Origin of the sequence: Myxococcus vastator (genome assembly GCF_010894475.1) — a bacterium.
In the GTDB taxonomy this organism is placed as follows: Bacteria; Myxococcota; Myxococcia; order Myxococcales; family Myxococcaceae; genus Myxococcus; species Myxococcus vastator.
The window spans coordinates 1-18,694 of sequence record NZ_JAAIYB010000129.1 but is presented as its reverse complement, the minus strand read 5'-3'; the positions used below and the strand labels follow the sequence as shown (position 1 = coordinate 18,694).

Here is an 18,694-nt window from a genome sequence, read left to right as displayed (position 1 = left end):
GCCCCGTCCCCGTCAGCCCACCTACTCGTTCAGTTGGACGAGCGTCACCCTGTCGGCCCCGTACAACGAACTGTAGTTGGAGATCGCAATCACCGGTTTTCCGGACCTCCCCACCGCCAACGTCGAAGGAGACACGGAGCCATCCGAGGAGATGTGGTCCGTCGCATACGAGCCCCGCCGGTGCCAGTACATGTAGACGCCGGAGGCCGAACCGCTGCTGTAACCCCCAGAGCTCACGGCAAACGTCACCATGATGTGCCCGTTGCCATCCACCGCGACGGAAGGCCAGCGGCGCTCCCGCGCATGGACGTAGGACCCCGTGGCCATCACGACGCGGAGGTCCCACGCCGAACCCACCCATTCAGCCACGACCACCTTCCGGTGGTAACCCAAGAAGTCGGCTTCAGCCCAGGTCGCCATGGGCCGCCCATCCGGCAACGTGGCCAGCGCGGGCTCGGTCGCCTGCTCCCGCAGACTGTCCTGGGTTTCGTGGAGAAGCCGCCCTTCCCTTGCCTCCCAAGCCGAACCATTCCAATAGCGGACGTACAGCCCCGCGCCAACGGCCGAGGACTCGGCCTCCGCCCAGGCCAGAAAGACGCCCCCGGAGCCATCCACGCTCAACGCGGGCGCATATGCCGAGACGGTGGCCTCCGGCCCCGTGCCCACCCGCTGAACGTCTCCCAATCGCAGCCACCCTCCACCTTCCCAGCGGTGGACATGAACTCCATCCGCGGCGCTCCAGGCCACGATGGGGCGGCCTTCGCTGTCGACCGCGAGCGCGGCGCCCAGCAACGCCGCGGCATCGGGCGCGTTCACACGCGCGCCCAGCGGCGCCCAGGTGTCCACCGACCATTGAAAGACGTGGAGCGCGGGGTTGGCCTCCGCGGCATCACGCTGGAGGAACGCCATCACCAGACGCCCCTCCGAGCCCAGCGCGAGGCGGGGATGAGAGACGATGGCCTCCGGAGAGGCCCCTGGCGCGATGACCGGGGCACCGACCTCCTGCCAGGCACCGTCTTCCAAGCGCCCCACGACGATGCCCGCCGCGCGCACAGCCTCGTCAAGCGGCGCGCTGCCGAGCGCATCGGCGAGCGCGGCCACCGGCGCCCCGTCCGGTTCCACGACCAGTGCCAGCCGGTCCGTCACCGAGGCGGGGCCATCCCTCCCTGATGACGGCCACTGCGACCAGTGCGGAGACTCTTGATGGAAAAGGTCGACCTCCCAGGTCCAGTCGACGTGCCCTACAGGAAGCCCATTGTGTACGGCGTGGTTTCCCGCCCGGTCCCTGACGTTCCACAGCGGCACGGAAGCCGAGCCCGTTGACGGCAGCACCTCTGGCTTGTCTATCTGCGCATGCAGCGTCAAGCGGTCCTCGGACAACGACATACGCGGGGACAGGGTTCGGCCCTCTATCTGGACACTGGCCGTAGGGCCTTCGTCCTGAGTGAGCCAGAGGGCCTCCGAGAAGGTCACCGCCAAGGTCGTCGTGCGGCCCACGCGGAGGCCGCTCATGGGCGACCGGCTCACGACGCTGGGGCCCGTGCGGTCGACCGTCACGGAATGCTTCGGGCTCAGGAGGGAGTGCCCCTTCCATTGCGTTCGAGCCTGAAGCTGATGCACGCCCTCCGGCAGCTGGGTTGTGTCCCACTCGAACTGGAAAGGCGGCAGCAGCGTGGCCAGGAGCGAGCCATTCAAGAAGACCTCCACTGTCTCTGGCGTGCCCCCGTGCGCTCGCACCGTGACGGGGAGGACTCCGTTCGCGTACTCCATTTCCGGTGCGTTGTTGATTTGCAGGCGCAGAGCGTCGCTTGGGGAAGGGCTGCCTGGCTGTCCATCTGAGATTTCACCACAGCCAGACATGGCCAGCGCCGCGATGAGAAGCGTGGCGAGTGCCGGGGGCACGACGGAAGAGCGAGGCATCGAATCTCCTGACAGGAATGTGCCTCTTTGGACACGCGAACCGACGCGGACGGGAACCTGGCCTCTCAAAAACTCCAGCCCAGCCCGGCCCCCGCGCTCGCGAGCGGCCGTAGCACGTTGCCCTCGGGCAGCGGCATCACCGCGCCGCCCAGGCCCCCCGTGACGACCAGCGACACATCCGCTCCACCCACCCAAACGGAAGCGCTCACGCCGCCGTAGGTCGCCACGCCCCGCCTGGAGGTGCCCCCATCGTTCTGGAGGAAGAACAGCGCGCCCAGCTCGGGGCCGAGCACCAGCGCCCCCACCTCGCCGTGGAACCGGCGCCCCATTCCCAGCCGCAGGGACCACTCCGTCTGGCGGATACCTCGGCTCAACGCGGACGTGCTGGCGCGCCCGGCGAACGTCCCCCAGACCACGTCCAGCAGCCCCGGCTCGATGGGGGCTTTGAACACGGCGGTGAGGTGGCCCCCCTTGCCCGCGCCGAAGCTGCTGGCGGTCCGCGTCAAGAAGGAGCCCCCCAGGTGGACCGCGCCCCGCCAGCCCGTGGGGCCCTTCTCCTGCATCGCCACCAACGCGCCCTGGCGGAGCAGCGGCTCGTCCACCAGCACGTGCCCTTGTTCGGGCACCGCGACGCGCAGCTCCAGCCATGCGTCCTCCCGCCGCGAACGCAGGCGGTAGCCCCCAGGCGGCAGGGCCAGCATCACCGGACCGCTGCCCTTGGAGAACACGCCCATCACCATGCCGTCCTGCTCCGAGGCCACCACCCACTCGCCCGGCTCGGGCACGGTGATGAGCAGCCTGCTGGGCGCGAGCACGGGCTCGGTGAGCACCAGCTCCCCCTGCCCCTTCAAATCGAAGTGGAAGTTCGGGTGCTGCGTCCCCGCGCGGGTCAGCAGCGTGGACTCCACCGTGCGCCCGTACGCGTAGGCATAGGACTCCTGAAGTGTCACGCGCCCATCCCGGTTCAGGTCCCCCGCCCCGCGCAGTCCCGCCAGCAGGTGGTGCGTGAAGAACGAGCCCTGGAGGTCATCGGCCTCCTGCGAGGCTTCGTCCGCGCTGGACGACGTGACGATGACGCGCCCCTTGATGGCGGGCGCGGACCACTGCACCAGCCGCTCCTCCACCGGCTCCAGGCCCTTGATGCGGGTGGCCGCGCCAGAGCGGCACGAGTCGATGAACATCACCGCCACCCCCACCGGGGACGCCTCCATGAACGCCACCAGGTCCTTCACCGGCAGGCGCGTCCCGGAGAGGTGCAGCGACTCACCGTCGGCGTGGCTCGACACGTAGACGAGGAGCTGGTCGCCTGGCGTGGCATCACGCGCCATGCGTTCGCGCAGCGTCCCGAGCGCCGCCTTCACCTGGCTGGCATCCGCGCCCAGGACGACCTGGGCATCCTCGGGGAGAAGGCCCCCCGCGTCCCGGAACAGGGTGAACATGCGGCGCGCGTCCGCGTCCGCGAAGCGCAGGGGCTCGTCGGAGGCCAGCCCCCGGTTGGCGCCGATGAGCAACGCATAGCGCCTGGGCGGCGGAGCCTCCTCGACGGGAGCCTGCGACAACAGCGCGGCGGTCAACAGCGAGAGCAGCATCATGGGCTGGAGCTCACGGGGACGGCGAGACGGTAGTGGTGCGCCGCGCCTTCGAGCCGCGCGGGAGGCTGGCAATCCGAAGACAACTCGAGGGCAGCGCAGGCGGCGGCGCGAATCGCCAGGGCCGCGCGGCCCGGCTCGGCCGGCAGCGGCGCGTCCGAGAAGAACGCATCCAGCACGAAGTCACCGGGCGTGACGATGAAGGTGGGCGGCATCACCAGCGCCGTCGGGTCTCCCGACTGCGTGCCCCGCGCGGGCCACAGGAGCGACACCTTGCCCGCCGCGTCCGTGGCGAACACCAACGCATACCGGTAGGGCGCCGGCTTCAGCGAGAGCGTCACCACGTCCCCAGGCGACAACGGCGCATCCACGGCGCCGTCCGACTGCCGCACCACGGACACGAAGGGACCGCCCTTGACGCGGACGCCTTCCGGCGGCTCCCGCGGCACCACCACCGAAGCCAGCCCCAAGGCCAGGGCCAGTGGAACCGCCCACCGCCACGTCCGGAGGAGCCTCCGCGCGGGGGCAGGTGCGGCGCGCTGCGCCAGCACCCGGGTTCGCGTCCACGCGAACTCAGGCGCCACACGCGCCGCGCCCGCCGCCTCGCGCAGCCGCGCCAGCTTCGCCTGACACTGCGCACACGTCGCGAGATGCGCGGGCGGGGGGGCGTCTTCCACGACCAGCTCATCCAGCGCGAGCCTCGACAGGTGCCCGCTCATGACCGGGGCTCCAGCGCCAGCTCCCGCGCGCGAACGCGGACCTTCTCCAATTCGCGCCCCACCGTCTTGCGCGACAGGCCCACCACCTCCACGATTTCCTCCTGGGTGAGCGCGTCCACGAAGTGGAGCGTCGCAATCTGGAGGGCCCGGTCATCCAGCTCGCGAGCCAGCACCCGCAGCAGGTTGCGCGCCTCCACCTCCTGCGGGTCCTCGCCAGCCGCCTCCGCTTCGGTGGGCGCCTGGACGGGGACGTCCTTCAGCGCCCGGCTCCGCAGCATGTTGAGGCAGACATGGGTGGTGACCCGGAAGATGTAGGTCATGGGGCGTGCCTCCGCGCGAAACGCCCCACCCGCCTGGAGGAGCCGGCAGAAGACCTCCTGCACGGCGTCCCAGGCGTCCGAATCGCGGCCGAGCAGGGTCCTGGCCCTCCCGTGGACGGTGGGCGCGTACTTTTCATAGAGGTCGGCGAGCTCCGAGGCGCCTAGTCCCCGGGCCATTTTCTCTCCACGCTCCATTGGACACGCGACCGTGCCAGCGTGGGAACGCGCCCCCCAGAAAAAACGCCGCTCCCCCCGGGAGGCTCAGTTCGTGGAGCGCGTCACTGCTTCCGGGGGCACGGCGACGGCAGGCGCCTCCGTCTCGCGCGGCAGCCAGACGTGGAAGGAGGAGCCCTCCCCCGCCACGCCCGGGGACTCCACCCAGATGCGGCCGCCGTGCTGCTCCACGATGCCCTGGCTGATGGTGAGCCCCAGGCCCAGGCCGCCGTACTTGCTGCCGTGCGCGCGGCCGAAGCGCTCGAAGATGAGCGCCTGCTTCTCCTTGGGGATGCCCACGCCAGTGTCCGTCACCGACAGGTGGACGCCCTCGTCGCGCTCACCCTGCACCCGCACCCACACGGGCCCGCCCTCCGGCGAGTAGCGCAGGGCGTTGGACAGCAGGTTCGTCAGCACCTGGTCCAGCCGGCCCCGGTCCCACGTCCCCTCGAGCTGCTCGGACGCCTCGACGTGGATTTCATGGCCTTGCGACAGCACCGCCATGCGGTCCCGCGTCTCCTGCACCAGGTGGCTCAGGTCGAACCGCTCCAGCTCCAGCGACAGGCGCCCTGCCTGGAGCCGGCTGATGTCCAGCAGGTCCTCCACCAGCTTGGCCATCCGGTCGATTTGCCGGTTGATGATTTTGAGCGACTTGCCCGGCCCGGACTCCGTCTCGCCGCCCAGCTTCAGCAGCGCCAGGTGCGCGTGGCCCTTGGCCGCGGCCAGCGGCGTGCGCAGCTCATGGCTGGCCGCCGCGAGGAAGGAGTCCTTCGCCTCGCTGGCCAGCCGCAGCGCCGTCTCCGCCCGCTGCCGCTCGGTGATGTCGCGCGCCACGGAGATGAAGCGCCCCGGGCCGCCGTCCGCCGCCACGTACTGGAGCACCACCTCCACCGGCACCTCCGAACCATCCCGCCGGCGGTGGCTGGTGGAGTACGTCTGGCTGGGCAACGTGCCACTCACCAGCGGCGCCAGCAGCTTGCGGAAGCCGGCCTCGTCGAAGGCGCCCTCCACCTCCAGCACCGACAGGCCCACCAGCTCCTCGGTGCTGCTGGCCAGCTGCTTGGCCGCGCCCGCGTTGGCGTAGGTGAGCGTCAGCGAGTCCGGGGAGAACATGAGGACGCAGTCCAGCGTCGCGTCCAGCGTCGCCTTGAAGCGCCCCTGCGCCTCCTCCGCCCGGCGCTTGTCGTCGATGTCCGTGGCCACGGCAATCCAGCCGGCCAGCAGGCCATTCTCGTCCCGCTCCGGCACCGCGCGCGCCAGGTGCCAGCGGTACACGCCGTCGAAGCGGCGCAGGCGGAACTCGCGCTCCACGCGCTGCCCCATGCGGATGGCCTGCACCCATGCGGCGCGCATGGCCTCGCGGTCCGCCGCGTGGACGAACTCCAGGAAGGTGTTGAGCGACAGCGGCTGGTCCGCCTGGATGCCGGTGTAGTCCCGCGCGGCGCGGTTGGCGTAGGTGAAGCTGCCGTCCGAGCGCGCCGCCCACATCACCTCCGGCAAGGACTCCGTGAGCCGCAGGTGGCGCAGCTCGCTCTGCCGCTCCATCGCCTCGCGCTCGCGCTGCCGCAGGAGCACCGCCTGCCGCTGAAGCTGCTGCTCCTTGAGGAACAGGTCCACGAAGACGCTGACCTTGGAGCGGAGGATTTCCGGGTCGAACGGCTTGAGCAGGTAGTCCACCGCGCCGTGCGCGTAGCCCTTGAAGACGTGGGCCGTGTCGCGGCTGAGCGCGGTGAGGAAGATGATGGGGATGGTGCGCGTGCGCTCGCGCTGCTTGATGAGCGTGGCCGTCTGGAAGCCGTCCAGCCCCGGCATCTGGACGTCCATCAGGATGACGGCGAAGTCGCGCTGAAGCAGGAACTTGAGCGCCTCCTCACCGCTGGTGGCCTTCACCAGCTCCTGCCCGAGCGGCTCGAGGATGGCCTCGAGCGCGAGCAGGTTGGATGGATGGTCATCCACCATCAGGATGCTCGCCCGGGGCGGGGAGGGCCTTTCCTGGTTGCGGTCCGCGGAGATGTGTTCGCTAGGCGTCATTGAAGTCGGCGGATGAATCTGCCCCGGTCCTACCTTTTCTCAAGGTGGAAGAGGCTAGGCGTCCCCTCGACCGGACCCAAGCCCGGAAGAGGAGCGCCGTACGGTAAACATCACTCAGTGAATCAAGCCGTCACCCACAGACGGATGAGCTCCAGGAGCTTGTCGGTGTCCACCGGCTTGGGCAGGTAGTCACTCGCGCCGGCCGCCATGCACTTCTCCCGGTCGTCCTTCAGCGCCTTGGCCGTCACCGCGATGATGGGGAGGCTGGAGTACTTGAGGTCCTTGCGGATGGCCCGCATGGTCTCATAGCCGTCCATCTCCGGCATCATCACGTCCATGAGGACGATGTCGACATCGCGGTGCTGCTCGAGCATCTCAATGGCCGCGCGCCCGTTCTCCGCGAACACCACCTGCATGCCGTGGTTCTCCAGCACGCTGGTGAGCGCGAAGATGTTGCGCATGTCGTCATCCACCACCAGGACCTTCCTGGCGGACAGCTCCGCGTCCTTGTCGTTGCGCTGCGCCAGGGCGGCCCGCGCGCGCGGCGGCAGGTTCTGGTCCAGCCGGTGGAGGAACAGCGCCGTGTCGCTGAGCAGCTGCTCCGGGCTCTTCGTCCCGCTCTTGAGGATGACGCTGCCGGTGTAGCGGCGCAGCCGGGCCTCGTCCTTGGGCGTCAGCTCCTTGCCGGTGTAGATGACGATGGGCAGGTCGCGGAAGCGGTTCTGCGTCTTGACCTCCTCCACCAGCCGGATGCCGTCGGTGTCGGGCAGCATCAGGTCGATGACGACGCAGTCGAACTCGCCGGTCTCCAGGCGCTGGAGCACCTCCTCACCGGTGGCCACGGCCGTCACCACCACGTCGCCGCCCTCGCTGAGCAGCGTCACCAGGCTGTCGCGCTGGACGTCGTCGTCCTCCACCAGCAGCAGCCGGCGCTCCTTGCGCTCCAGGAAGCTGGCCAGTTGGTTGAACACCCGCTCCAGGCCCTCCTTGCTGACGGGCTTGGTGAGGTAACCGAAGGCGCCCTGCGAGTTGCCCTGGTTCTTGTCCATGACGCTGATGACGTGCACGGGGATGTGGCGCGTGCGCGGGTTGCGCTTGAGCCGGTCCAACACGCTCCAGCCGTCCACCACGGGGAGCTGGATGTCCAGGGTGATGGCGTGCGGCTGGAACTCGTTGGCCATGGACAGGCCGGTGTCACCGCGCGTGGCCACCAGGGCCTTGAAGCCCTTCTCCCGCGCCATCTGCACCATGATGCGGGCGAACTTCACGTCGTCCTCGATGAGCAGCAGGACGCGGTCCCCTTCGCGGATGTGGTCGCGGTCATCCTCCACGGCGACGGGCGTCAGCAGCGACTCGATGGGCGGCGGCAGCGCCGCGTCCAGCACGTGGCCGCTGTCCGCCACCGGCTGCGCGACCGGCGGCTCCGCGCTCGGCGGCTCCGGCGTCGGAGGCGGCGGCAGCCGGGGCGGAGGCTCGTACGGGGACGGCAGGGACGACAGGCCCTCCTCCTCCGGGCTGAGGTACTCGGGCGGCAGGTAGAGGGTGAAGGTGCTGCCGCGGCCGGGCTCACTGGTCACCTGGATTTCGCCGCCCAGCAGCTTGGCGATTTCGCGGCTGATGGACAGGCCCAGGCCCGTGCCGCCGTACTTGCGCGCGGTGGAGCCGTCCGCCTGCTGGAACGCCTCGAAGATGAGGCGCTGCTTGTCCCGCGCGATGCCGATGCCCGTGTCCGACACCGCGAAGCCGAGCACGTACCGCGAGCGCCGCAGCGTCTCGTGGTCGAAGTGCGTGCCTGCCTCGACCTGCTTCACCTTCAGCTGGACGCTGCCCTCGTCGGTGAACTTGAAGGCGTTGGACAGCAGATTCTTGAGCACCTGCTGGAGCCGCTGAGGGTCGGTGCGGATGTGGCGCGGCGCGCCGGGCCCCACCTCCACGGTGAAGGACAGGCCCTTCTGCTCCGCGACGGGGAGGAAGCTGCGCTCGATGAACTGGTTGAGCTCGGTGAGGACGATGTCCCGCGGCTCCACCTGCATCTTCCCGGCCTCCACCTTGGACAGGTCGAGGATTTCGTTGATGAGGCTGAGCAGGTCTCCGCCGGAGGCGTAGATGGTGTTCGCGTACTCCACCTGCTTGGTGCTGAGGTTGCCGTCCTTGTTGTCCGACAGCAGCTTGGCCAGGATGAGCAGCGAGTTGAGCGGCGTGCGCAGCTCGTGGCTCATGTTGGCCAGGAACTCGCTCTTGTACTTGGAGATGACGGTGAGCTGCTCGGCCTTCTCCTCCAGGCTGACGCGGGCGCGCTCCACCTCGTTGTTCTTCTCCTCCACGCGGCGGTTCTGCTCCTCCAGGAGCGTCGCCTTCTCCTCCAGCTCGATGTTGCTGCGCTTGAGCGCGTCCTGCTGCTGCGTCAGCTCATTGGACTGGCTCTGGAGCTCCTGCGTCAGGTCCTGCGACTGGAGCAGGAGCTGCTCGGTGCGCATGTTGGCGATGATCATGTTCAGCACCACGCCAATGGTCTCCGTGAGCTGGTCCAGGAAGATCTGGTGGATGGCGCTGAACGCGTGGAAGGAGGCCAGCTCGATGACGGCCTTCACCTCGCCCTCGAAGAGGACGGGCAGGACGATGATATTGAGCGGCGCGGCCTCGCCCAGCCCGGAGGAGATGGTGATGTAGTCCTCCGGCACGTGGGTGAGCAGGATGGTCTTCCGCTCCAGCGCGCACTGGCCTATCAGGCCCTCACCGAAGCGGAACCGGTTGGCGATGTTCTTTCGCTCCCGGTACGCGTAGGTGCTGGTGAGCTTGAGCAGCGGCACTCCCGCCTCGACGCCGTCCACCAGGAAGAAGGCGCCGTGGTGCGCGGAGACCAGCGGCGTCAGCTCGCTCATGATGAGGCGGCTGACGGCGTCCAGGCTCTTCTGGCCCTGCATCATGCCGCTGAACTTCGCCAGGTTCGTCTTGAGCCAGTCCTGCTCCTGGTTCTTCTGCGTCGTCTCACGCAGGTTGACGATCATCTGGTTGATGTTGTCCTTCAGCGCGGCGACCTCGCCCTCCGCCACGACGGTGATGCTGCGCGTGAGGTCCCCCTTCGTCACCGCGGTGGCCACGTCGGAGATGGCGCGCAGCTGGCTCGTCAGGGTGCCGGCCAGCTGGTTCACGTTGTCCGTGAGCTGCCGCCACGTGCCGCGCGCGCCGGGCACGCGGGCCTGGCCGCCCAGCTTCCCTTCGATGCCCACCTCGCGCGCCACCGTCGTCACCTGGTCGGCGAAGGTGCCCAGCGTGTCCGTCATGTTGTTGATGGTCTCCGCCAGCGCGGCGACCTCGCCCTTCGCCTCCACGGCCAGCTTCTGCGTCAGGTCGCCGTTGGCGACGGCCGTCACCACCTTGACGATGCCTCGCACCTGCGTCGTGAGGTTGGAGGCCATGAAGTTCACGTTGTCCGTGAGGTCCTTCCACGTGCCAGCCACACCGGGCACGCGGGCCTGGCCGCCCAGCTTCCCTTCGACGCCCACCTCGCGCGCCACCGTGGACACCTGCTCGGCGAAGGTGCCCAGCGTGTCCGTCATGTTGTTGATGGTCTCCGCCAGCGCGGCGACCTCGCCCTTCGCCTCCACGGCCAGCTTCTGCTTCAAGTCGCCGTTGGCGACGGCCGTCACCACCTTGACGATGCCGCGCACCTGCGTGGTGAGGTTGCGGGCCATGAAGTTCACGTTGTCCGTGAGGTCCTTCCACACGCCGGACACGCCCCGCACCTCCGCCTGACCGCCCAGCTTGCCCTCGGTGCCGACCTCGCGCGCGACGCGCGTCACCTCCGCGGAGAAGCTGTTGAGCTGGTCCACCATGATGTTGATGGTGTCCTTCAGCTCCAGGATTTCGCCCTTGGCGTCGACCGTGATCTTCTTGGACAGGTCGCCATTGGCCACCGCCGTTGTCACCAGCGCGATGTTGCGCACCTGCGCGGTGAGGTTGGAGGCCATGCTGTTCACGTTGTCCGTGAGGTCCTTCCACGTCCCGGCGACGCCGGGCACCGCGGCCTGACCGCCCAGCTTGCCGTCCGTCCCCACCTCCTTCGCGACGCGGGTCACCTCGGCGGCGAAGGCGCGGAGCTGGTCCACCATGGTGTTGATGGTGCTCTTCAGCTCCAGGATTTCGCCCCGGGCCTCCACCGAGATTTTCTGCGACAAGTCGCCGTTGGCCACCGCCGTGGTCACCTTGGCGATGTTGCGCACCTGGTCCGTGAGGTTGCCGGCCAGGACATTCACATTGTCCGTGAGGTCCTTCCACGTGCCGGCGACGCCGGGCACCGCGGCCTGACCGCCCAGCTTGCCCTCGGTGCCGACCTCCTTGGCGACGCGGGTCACCTCGGAGGCGAAGGCGCGGAGCTGGTCCACCATGGTGTTGATGGTGTTCTTCAGCTCCAGCACCTCGCCCTTCACGGAGACGGTGATTTTCTGGGACAGGTCACCGTTGGCCACCGCCGTGGTCACCTTGGCGATGTTGCGCACCTGGTCCGTGAGGTTGCCGGCCAGGACATTCACGTTGTCCGTGAGGTCCTTCCACACGCCGGACAGGTCCTTCACGTCGGCCTGCCCGCCCAGCTTGCCCTCGGTGCCGACCTCCTTCGCGACGCGCGTCACCTCGGCGGCGAAGGCGCGGAGCTGGTCCACCATGGTGTTGATGGTGCTCTTGAGCTCCAGCACCTCGCCCTTGGCGTCGACGGTAATCTTCTTGGACAAATCGCCGTTGGCGACGGCCGTCGTCACCTCGGCGATGTTGCGCACCTGCGCCGTGAGGTTGTTGGCCAGCAGGTTCACGTTGTTGGTGAGGTCCTTCCACGTGCCCGCGACGCCCGGCACTTCCGCCTGGGCGCCCAGCTTGCCTTCCACGCCCACCGTGCGCGCCACGTCCGTCACCTGCTGCGCGAAGATGGACAGCGTCTGCGTCATCGCGTTGATGGTGTCCGCGAGCGCGGCAATCTCCCCCTTGGCGTCCAGGGTCAGCTTCTGGTTCAGGTCGCCGTTGGCCACCGCCGTCACCACGCGCACGATGCCGCGCACCTGCGTGGTGAGGTTGACGGCCATGAAGTTCACGTTGTCCGTGAGGTCCTTCCACACGCCGGACACGCCGCGCACCTCCGCCTGGCCGCCCAGCTTGCCCTCGGTGCCGACCTCCTTCGCGACGCGCGTCACCTCGGCGGCGAAGCTGTTGAGCTGATCCACCATGGTGTTGATGGTGCTCTTGAGCTCCAGCACCTCGCCCTTGGCGTCGACGGTAATCTTGCGCGACAGGTCACCCCTGGCGACGGCCGTCGTCACCTCCGCGATGTTGCGGACCTGGTCGGTGAGGTTGTTGGCGAGCAGGTTCACGTTGTTGGTGAGGTCCTTCCACGTGCCCGCGACGCCCGGCACCACCGCCTGGGCGCCCAGCTTGCCCTCCACGCCCACCGTGCGCGCCACGTCCGTCACCTGCTGCGCGAAGATGGACAGCGTCTGCGTCATCGCGTTGATGGTGTCGGCCAGCTCGGCGACCTCGCCCTTGGCCTCCATCTTCAGGCGCTGGGTGAGGTCACCGTTGGCGACGGCCGTCACCACCTTGGCGATGCCGCGCACCTGCGTGGTGAGGTTGACGGCCATGACATTCACGTTGTCCGTGAGGTCCTTCCACGTCCCGGACACGCCGCGCACCTCGGCCTGGCCGCCCAGCTTGCCGTGGGTGCCGACCTCGCGCGCCACGCGCGTCACCTCGGAGGCGAAGCTGTTGAGCTGGTCCACCATGGTGTTGATGGTGTTCTTCAGCTCCAGGATTTCGCCGCGCGCGTCCACGGTGATTTTCTTGGACAAGTCGCCGTTGGCCACCGACGTCGTCACCAGCGCGATGTTGCGCACCTGCGTGGTGAGGTTGGAGGCCATGTAGTTCACGTTGTCCGTGAGGTCCTTCCACACGCCGCCCACGCCCTTCACGTCGGCCTGGCCGCCCAGCTTGCCGTCGGTGCCCACCTCGCGGGCCACGCGCGTCACCTCGGAGGCGAAGGCGCGGAGCTGGTCCACCATGGTGTTGATGGTGTCCTTGAGCTCCAGCACCTCGCCGCGCACGTCGACCGTGATTTTCTTGGACAGGTCGCCCTTGGCGACGGCCGTCGTCACCTCGCCGATGTTGCGCACCTGGGCCGTGAGGTTGCTGGCCATCAGGTTCACGTTGTCCGTGAGGTCCTTCCACGTCCCGGCGGCGCCGGGCACCTGGGCCTGGGCGCCCAGCTTGCCTTCCACGCCCACCGTGCGCGCGACGCTGGTCACCTGCTGCGCGAAGACGTTGAGGGTGTCCGTCATCGCGTTGAGCGTGGCGCCCAGCGCGGCAATCTCCCCCTGCGACGGCACCATCAGCTTCTGGGTGAGGTCGCCGTTGGCGACGGCCGTCACCACCTTCACGATGCCCCGCACCTGGGTGGTGAGGTTGGAGGCCATGAAGTTCACGTTGTCGGTGAGGTCCTTCCACGTGCCGGACACGCCGGGCACCGCGGCCTGACCGCCCAGCTTGCCCTCGGTGCCCACCTCGCGCGCCACGCGCGTCACCTCGGAGGCGAAGCCGTTGAGCTGGTCCACCATGGTGTTGATGGTGCTCTTGAGCTCGAAGACCTCGCCGCGCGCGTCCACGGTGATTTTCTTGGACAAGTCGCCGTTGGCCACCGCGGTGGACACCTCGGCGATGTTGCGCACCTGGGCCGTGAGGTTGTTGGCCATCAGGTTCACGTTGTCCGTGAGGTCCTTCCACACGCCGGACACGCCGCGCACCTCGGCCTGACCGCCCAGCTTGCCGTCGCTGCCCACCTCGCGGGCCACGCGCGTCACCTCGGCGGCGAACGAGTTGAGCTGGTCCAGCATCGCGTTGACGGTGGTGCCAATGCGGAGGAACTCGCCCTTGACGGGCTGGCCATCAATCTCCAGCGCCATCTTCTGGGTGAGGTCGCCCTGCGCCACGGCCACCAGCACGCGCGCCACCTCCGTGGTGGGCTGCACCAGGTCGCCGATGAGCGAGTTGATGGAGTTGATGCTGTGGGCCCAGTCGCCGCGCACGTCGCCCAGCGACACGCGCTCGCCCATGCGGCCCTCGCGGCCCACCACGCGCTCCACGCGGACCACTTCCTGCGTCAGGGTGGCGTTGAGCGACACCACGGCGTTGAAGGCGCTGGCGATCTCCTCCATCACCGGGTCGGTGGCGCCGCCGGGGAGCCGCACGGTGAAGTCCCCGCCGTGCACCGAACGAAGCGCGGCGAGCAGGGGCTGCAGCGGATGGCCGCCGCGTCCCTGGCTCCGCGGGCTGGACGCGCGCGCGCCGCGGCCCCGGGTGTTGCGACGGGCGGGCTTCGGTGCCGCCTCAAGGTCGGCTGGCGAGGTGGAGCGGGGTCGTCCTCGGTCGCCGCGCACGCGGTTGACCGCGGAGGAGGCCACCTCGCGAGCGGGCTCCTCCGGGCGGGAAGTGCCGTTCCCCGAAGGCTTGCGCGCGGAGGCACGCTTGCGGCCGTTGGTCGGGGATTGGGGAACCTTGGTGTCGTCCACGCGAGAAACCTCTGATCGGGATGAACGCTGCTGGCTGCGCTGAAGCGGCGCCCGGGCTGGGGTGAATCTCCAGGGAGTTCGCGGGCTTGTCGATTCAATGCAGGCCCCGCGGACCCCTGAGCGTTCACCAATGAACGCGGTGGTTCAGGAGGCCGGACCGCCCGTGAAAGGCACGGGACGCCGCGCCTCATACCAACATCTCAGGGGGCGGGGGCCGTGCACGGAAATCCGTCGCAGCCGTGCACATAGAGGGGCCGTCCGAGGAGCCTCCGAGCAGGCGTCCCGGACGGGCGCCTCGCCGGCTCGTACCGGGCGGTCCGGAGGTCCACCACGAAAGCCTGCTCGGCGTCCTGGGCGCAGGCGATCAGGACGCGCTCGGGACGCTCGAGCCACCAGAGTCCCTCCGCTTCACACGGCACCTCCACGGGGAGGGGGGTGAGGGTGCGCGCTTCGTAGAAGCGGAGCGAGGCCCCGTCGAGCACGGCGGCGAAGGTGCCCTCCGCTCCCACGGACAGCCGTGCCTCCGCCCTGGACACCGGCGCCTGCCCCAGCACCGCTCCGTCAGGCGCCACCGAGACGAGCTGGCCCTCCGCGTCGAGCGCCAGCACCCCGCTCCCGTGGCTGACGAGCGACACCGGGGAGAAGTCGCCCATGCGCCGGGCCTCGGCCCCGTCGTCGCGCCAGAGCTGTCCGGCCCGCGACCACCAGAGGCGATTCTCCCGGTCGAAGGTGACGGCGCGGATGCCCGCCAGGGGAAGTCTCCGGGAGCCCTCCGGCAGGGTGCAGACCGCCATGGCCTGGGCGCCATAGACGGCGGCGCGCGAGGCATCCGGCGAGACGGCCCAGCCCAGCAGGGGGCGCTGCAGGTGACGGGCGAGGCAGTGGTTCAGCGCGCCGAAGTGCGGATCCGACGTGGGCGCGGAGATGAGGTAGGGCAGGCTGGTGGTGGCGACGTAGACGAGCAGCCCGAGCGCGGCGGCGGTGGCCACGGTGAGCGGCCATGGACCGGCTCGGCGCAGGCGGGCCTCCTTGGCGGAAGCGCGCGCCGCCTTGCCCCCAGACACCGGACTCTCCCGTCCACTCACGGCGGCGCTCCCGACCTTGCCGGGTGGTGGTGTCAACAGCGGCCCGGCGCTACGTCCCAGTTCGATTCCCCACGACAGCACAGAACGGGGCCGAAGGGTGGCCGTGTCATTCTGTTCTGAAAGGGAGACAACGCCCGCATGGTGAGGGAGAAGGCGCCGCGTACATCGCGCGAAGCGGACAGCACGCGGACGCCTTGGGTCCACACCCTCGATGCCCAACTGAGCGCTCACCATGGGACTGCCGAACAGCACCTGGTGACGCTGAGCATCAACGCGCTGTTCGAAAATGTCGGGACATTTGTGGCGCAAAACCCCCGACATTTCCGAACAGCACGCTCTGAAGCCCCGTCCAGGGGCGGGCTCACCGGAGTCCCCGGGTGAATGCGGCCATGACGGAGGCAGCGGTGCTCACGAGCGGCGGCGCTGGAGCTGAGCTTCCTCGCTCGTGAGCCGTCATGTCCCCGGCGCTGAGGGGCCCGAGGGAGGACTCGACAGGAGCATCCTGACGCCAACGCTCCCGACATGCGGCCATCCTCCTGGCTGTTCGCCTGTTCCCGCGCTTGCCGCCTCGCTCCCGGACCTCACCTTTGCGAGGCAAAGAGAAAGGAACCGACCATGCGACGCGCCATCACCCATGCCGCCCTGAGCTTCAGCCTTCTTACTTCGTCGGCTGGGCTTGCCCAGTCAGCAGGCGGTGGCTCGGCCGGAGGCACGGCGACAGGCGGAACGCCAGGCCCCCTCCAGCCACAGGGAGCCTCTGAACCGGGCAACTTCACTCCGCCAACGCAGTTGGCTCCCGATGATTTGGGACGAAGCTCGATGGACTCGATTGAGACCAACACCGGCGCGGAGCCCGTTGCCGCGCCACCCGCGGGCGCGACACGCGGGGACACCCCACAGCCGGGTATCGGTGGCAGCGGGCAGCCCGAGACACCCGCGAACGCCGCCAGCGGCAGCACGATGGGACCGCAGTCCCCCGCGTCGAACCAGGGCAGCCCGACAGGTGGCAGTGCAGCACCGGCTGGCGCGACCACGGGCGGCGCGGTCAGCGGCGGCGCAACGGACACGCAGGCAGCCAACGGCGCGCGGCCCGAGAACCTCGAGCAAGAGGTCGCGCGGCTTCGCGACCAGGTCCAGCGGCTCGAAGCCGAGGTGGACACATTGCGGCGCGATGACACGGGCACGGGCGGCTCAGGGATGCAGGCCACGGCGCCCGACGCGGACACGGACTCCACGGTGCTGGCCAGCGTCGTCATGCAAGGGCGGGTGGCTTCCGTCGGGGAAGACCGCGTCGTGGTCCGCGACGCGGAGTCCGGAGACACCTTCAACCTGTTCGTCACCAACACCACCCGCATCAGCGCCAACGGCAAGCGCGTCTCACCGAAACAGCTCTCCGCGGGCACGCCCGTGCAGGCCGCGTTCAACTACATCGCGGACGGTGACACCTACGCCACGCAGATTCAGGCCTATCCCGGCCGCAGGCGCTGAGGCCTCGCGCATCCACGCCTCGCGTTCGGTGACACAGCGCCCCAGGGACGTGCCTGGAGCGCCGTGACTGAATCCAGCGACGACGAAGCAGGCGGCCTCACCCCGGCGACGCCGGCTCCTCCAGACTGGCCATGGCCTTGCCGATGTAGGCGAAGAGCGCGGGGTCCAACCCGTGCTTCGCCGCGACCTCGGGCTCCTGCTGATGCGTCGCGTTCAGCGCCCCTTCGATGCCAGGGTCGCCCCCCGTGAACGCCTTCAGCAGCTCCCGCCAGCGCAAGGCCAGCGAGCGCACCGGCTCGCTCGTGGGGTCCGTGCCCTGGTCCAGCTCCGCGCGGACGCGGGCGATGAGCTGGGGCCACTCGGCCTCGACCTGGCGGATGGCCTCCTCGCCCAGGGCCTCGCGGCGGGCCTTCAACTGCTGGAGCTGCTCCGGCGTGTAGTGCTTTTCGAACATGATTCACACCTCATCCCGCCACGGCAGTGTGGCGTGATGAGGTGGGTACGGCCTCACGCGGCGTGAGGCTCAAGCGGATTCAGCGCTCATCATCCGGAGCGCCACCCGCCAGCTTCCGCAGCTTCGCGGCGAACGGGCTCTCCTCTCCAGCCCGCAGCGAGCCGCCCGCCATCCGCTGCCGCCGCGTCATCGCGAGGCCGCCCTCCGCGGGGCCTTCCAGCGACTCCTTTTCGAAGCGGTCCTGTCCACCGAGCGCGCGGCCCACGGGGCGCGATGCAATGACACGGCGGTTCGTATCCACGGACATGAAGGCCCCTTTCGAAGCAGCGGCCCGATGCTACCCCACCTCCGCACCGCTCGCAGCCCCGCCCCACGTCCCCTCCGGGTCCTCCAACGCGGCGCCGATGTCGCGCAGGACACGCGCGGCGTCCTCCACGCCGATGAGCCGGGCGTCCCAGGTGCAGGTGAGCGTCATCACCTGCCCAGGCACCAGCGCGCCCGCGTCCAGCACGGGCTCCGTCCGCACCGAGCCCGGAGCCAACAGGAAGGGCACGCGCGTGTACGGCACCAGGGCCACATAGCCCCGCTCCAGCCCCAGCGAGCCCAGGCTCGTCACCGCCACCGAGCCGAACGGGTCCCACGGCATGCCCACCCAGCGCAGGTCCACGTTCAGCGTGAACCACACGAAGGACAGCAGCCGCAGCGCCAGCCCCATCAGGAAGCCAGGGAGGAGCGAGGAGCGCCGCTTGCCCCGTTCGATGACGGCATCCCGGCGCGCTCGGACCGCCTCGATGCGCGAGGCCATCGTCTCCGCGAAGGCGCCCAGGGACAGCGCGTCCGCGCGGTGCACCGTGGCCGTCGTCAGGTCCGCGCGCCCGGTCTGCGCGGGCTGCACCACCAACACGCAGACGCCGACCTCCTTGCGCCTCCAGGGGCGATTCCAGCGCATCAGGACGTTCGCCTCCGGATGGCGGCGCAGCGCATCCGCGGCGGCCTTGGCCACCAGGTGCGTCACCGTGAGGCGCTGTCCCGTCCGGGCGCGGAAGGCCTCGAGGAAGGCCACCGCCCGCTCCATGCGCACCTCCACCGCCGCATAGGCGCTGGGGTCTCCCGGCGAGCGCCACGTCCCCAGGGCGAGCTTGCGGAAGGCACCGGCGGGGGGTGCGGGTTGAAGGTCGAGGTGCACGGGCGGCGTCCGCCTTCGCACGGAGCCCGGCCCCCTGCAACCGTGCGGAGCCCTGCGCCTGGCCCGCCGCCCTGTTAGACAGGGGCTTTCCTCCCCCGAGGCCCCGACATGACGCCCATCGCCCTGGCCCTGTCTCTCGCCC

The 18,694-nt window shown here is 69.4% G+C and carries 11 protein-coding genes; 1 reads left to right on the top strand and 10 read right to left on the bottom strand.

Annotated elements, in window-relative coordinates; translation table 11 throughout:
• Positions 1–21: 21 nt before the first annotated feature.
• The 7 genes from G4D87_RS15145 to G4D87_RS15115 form a co-directional block, all read right to left on the bottom strand.
• A complete protein-coding gene (locus G4D87_RS15145; RefSeq protein ID WP_163782773.1) occupies positions 22–1,920 on the bottom strand; it encodes an Ig-like domain-containing protein in 1,899 nt (632 codons plus the stop codon).
• Between the two features lie 65 nt (positions 1,921–1,985).
• The gene (locus tag G4D87_RS15140; RefSeq protein WP_163782772.1) at positions 1,986–3,512 is read right to left on the bottom strand and encodes a caspase family protein; all 1,527 of its coding nucleotides are present in this window, start codon (positions 3,510–3,512) and stop codon (positions 1,986–1,988) included.
• Positions 3,509–4,228, bottom strand: coding sequence for an anti-sigma factor (locus G4D87_RS15135; protein ID WP_163782771.1), 720 nt, complete (start codon positions 4,226–4,228; stop codon positions 3,509–3,511). Before G4D87_RS15135 ends, G4D87_RS15140 begins: the two co-directional genes overlap by 4 nt.
• A complete protein-coding gene (locus tag G4D87_RS15130) occupies positions 4,225–4,725 on the bottom strand; it encodes a sigma-70 family RNA polymerase sigma factor (protein ID WP_176411715.1) in 501 nt (166 codons plus the stop codon). The genes G4D87_RS15135 and G4D87_RS15130 overlap by 4 nt, the downstream gene beginning before the upstream one ends.
• Positions 4,726–4,809: 84 nt before the next feature.
• Positions 4,810–6,792, bottom strand: a complete 1,983-nt coding sequence (locus G4D87_RS15125) for a hybrid sensor histidine kinase/response regulator (protein WP_163782769.1) — start codon at positions 6,790–6,792, stop codon at positions 4,810–4,812.
• Positions 6,793–6,914: 122 nt separating this feature from the next.
• Positions 6,915–14,339 (bottom strand): HAMP domain-containing protein, encoded by a 7,425-nt coding sequence (locus tag G4D87_RS15120; protein ID WP_163782768.1) that lies wholly within the window; start codon positions 14,337–14,339, stop codon positions 6,915–6,917.
• A gap of 200 nt (positions 14,340–14,539) precedes the next feature.
• On the bottom strand, positions 14,540–15,424 hold the full coding sequence (locus G4D87_RS15115) for a hypothetical protein (protein WP_163782767.1): 885 nt from the start codon (positions 15,422–15,424) through the stop codon (positions 14,540–14,542).
• A gap of 819 nt (positions 15,425–16,243) precedes the next feature.
• On the opposite strand from G4D87_RS15115, the gene G4D87_RS39400 reads away from it, so the two are divergent.
• Positions 16,244–16,912 (top strand): bZIP transcription factor, encoded by a 669-nt coding sequence (locus tag G4D87_RS39400; RefSeq protein WP_240358292.1) that lies wholly within the window; start codon positions 16,244–16,246, stop codon positions 16,910–16,912.
• A 97-nt stretch (positions 16,913–17,009) separates the two neighbouring features.
• Here G4D87_RS39400 and G4D87_RS15105 read toward each other — a convergent pair whose 3' ends face one another.
• The 3 genes from G4D87_RS15105 to G4D87_RS15095 all read right to left on the bottom strand — a co-directional run bounded on the left by G4D87_RS15105 (position 17,010) and on the right by G4D87_RS15095 (position 18,552).
• Positions 17,010–17,366 (bottom strand): TipAS antibiotic-recognition domain-containing protein, encoded by a 357-nt coding sequence (locus G4D87_RS15105; protein ID WP_163782766.1) that lies wholly within the window; start codon positions 17,364–17,366, stop codon positions 17,010–17,012.
• Positions 17,367–17,445: 79 nt separating this feature from the next.
• A complete protein-coding gene (locus G4D87_RS15100) occupies positions 17,446–17,673 on the bottom strand; it encodes a hypothetical protein (protein ID WP_163782765.1) in 228 nt (75 codons plus the stop codon).
• Positions 17,674–17,703: 30 nt separating this feature from the next.
• Positions 17,704–18,552, bottom strand: coding sequence for a 2-oxo acid dehydrogenase subunit E2 (locus tag G4D87_RS15095; RefSeq protein ID WP_163782764.1), 849 nt, complete (start codon positions 18,550–18,552; stop codon positions 17,704–17,706).
• Positions 18,553–18,694: the final 142 nt, after the last annotated feature.

Coding starts and splice junctions, on each gene's coding strand:
- G4D87_RS15105 (WP_163782766.1), bottom strand. CDS start 17,366: ATGTTCGAAAAGCACTACACGCCGGAGCAGCTCCAGCAGTTGAAGGCC.
- G4D87_RS15140 (WP_163782772.1), bottom strand. CDS start 3,512: ATGATGCTGCTCTCGCTGTTGACCGCCGCGCTGTTGTCGCAGGCTCCC.
- G4D87_RS15100 (WP_163782765.1), bottom strand. CDS start 17,673: ATGTCCGTGGATACGAACCGCCGTGTCATTGCATCGCGCCCCGTGGGC.
- G4D87_RS39400 (WP_240358292.1), top strand. CDS start 16,244: ATGGACTCGATTGAGACCAACACCGGCGCGGAGCCCGTTGCCGCGCCA.
- G4D87_RS15130 (WP_176411715.1), bottom strand. CDS start 4,725: ATGGCCCGGGGACTAGGCGCCTCGGAGCTCGCCGACCTCTATGAAAAG.
- G4D87_RS15145 (WP_163782773.1), bottom strand. CDS start 1,920: ATGCCTCGCTCTTCCGTCGTGCCCCCGGCACTCGCCACGCTTCTCATC.
- G4D87_RS15125 (WP_163782769.1), bottom strand. CDS start 6,792: ATGACGCCTAGCGAACACATCTCCGCGGACCGCAACCAGGAAAGGCCC.
- G4D87_RS15135 (WP_163782771.1), bottom strand. CDS start 4,228: ATGAGCGGGCACCTGTCGAGGCTCGCGCTGGATGAGCTGGTCGTGGAA.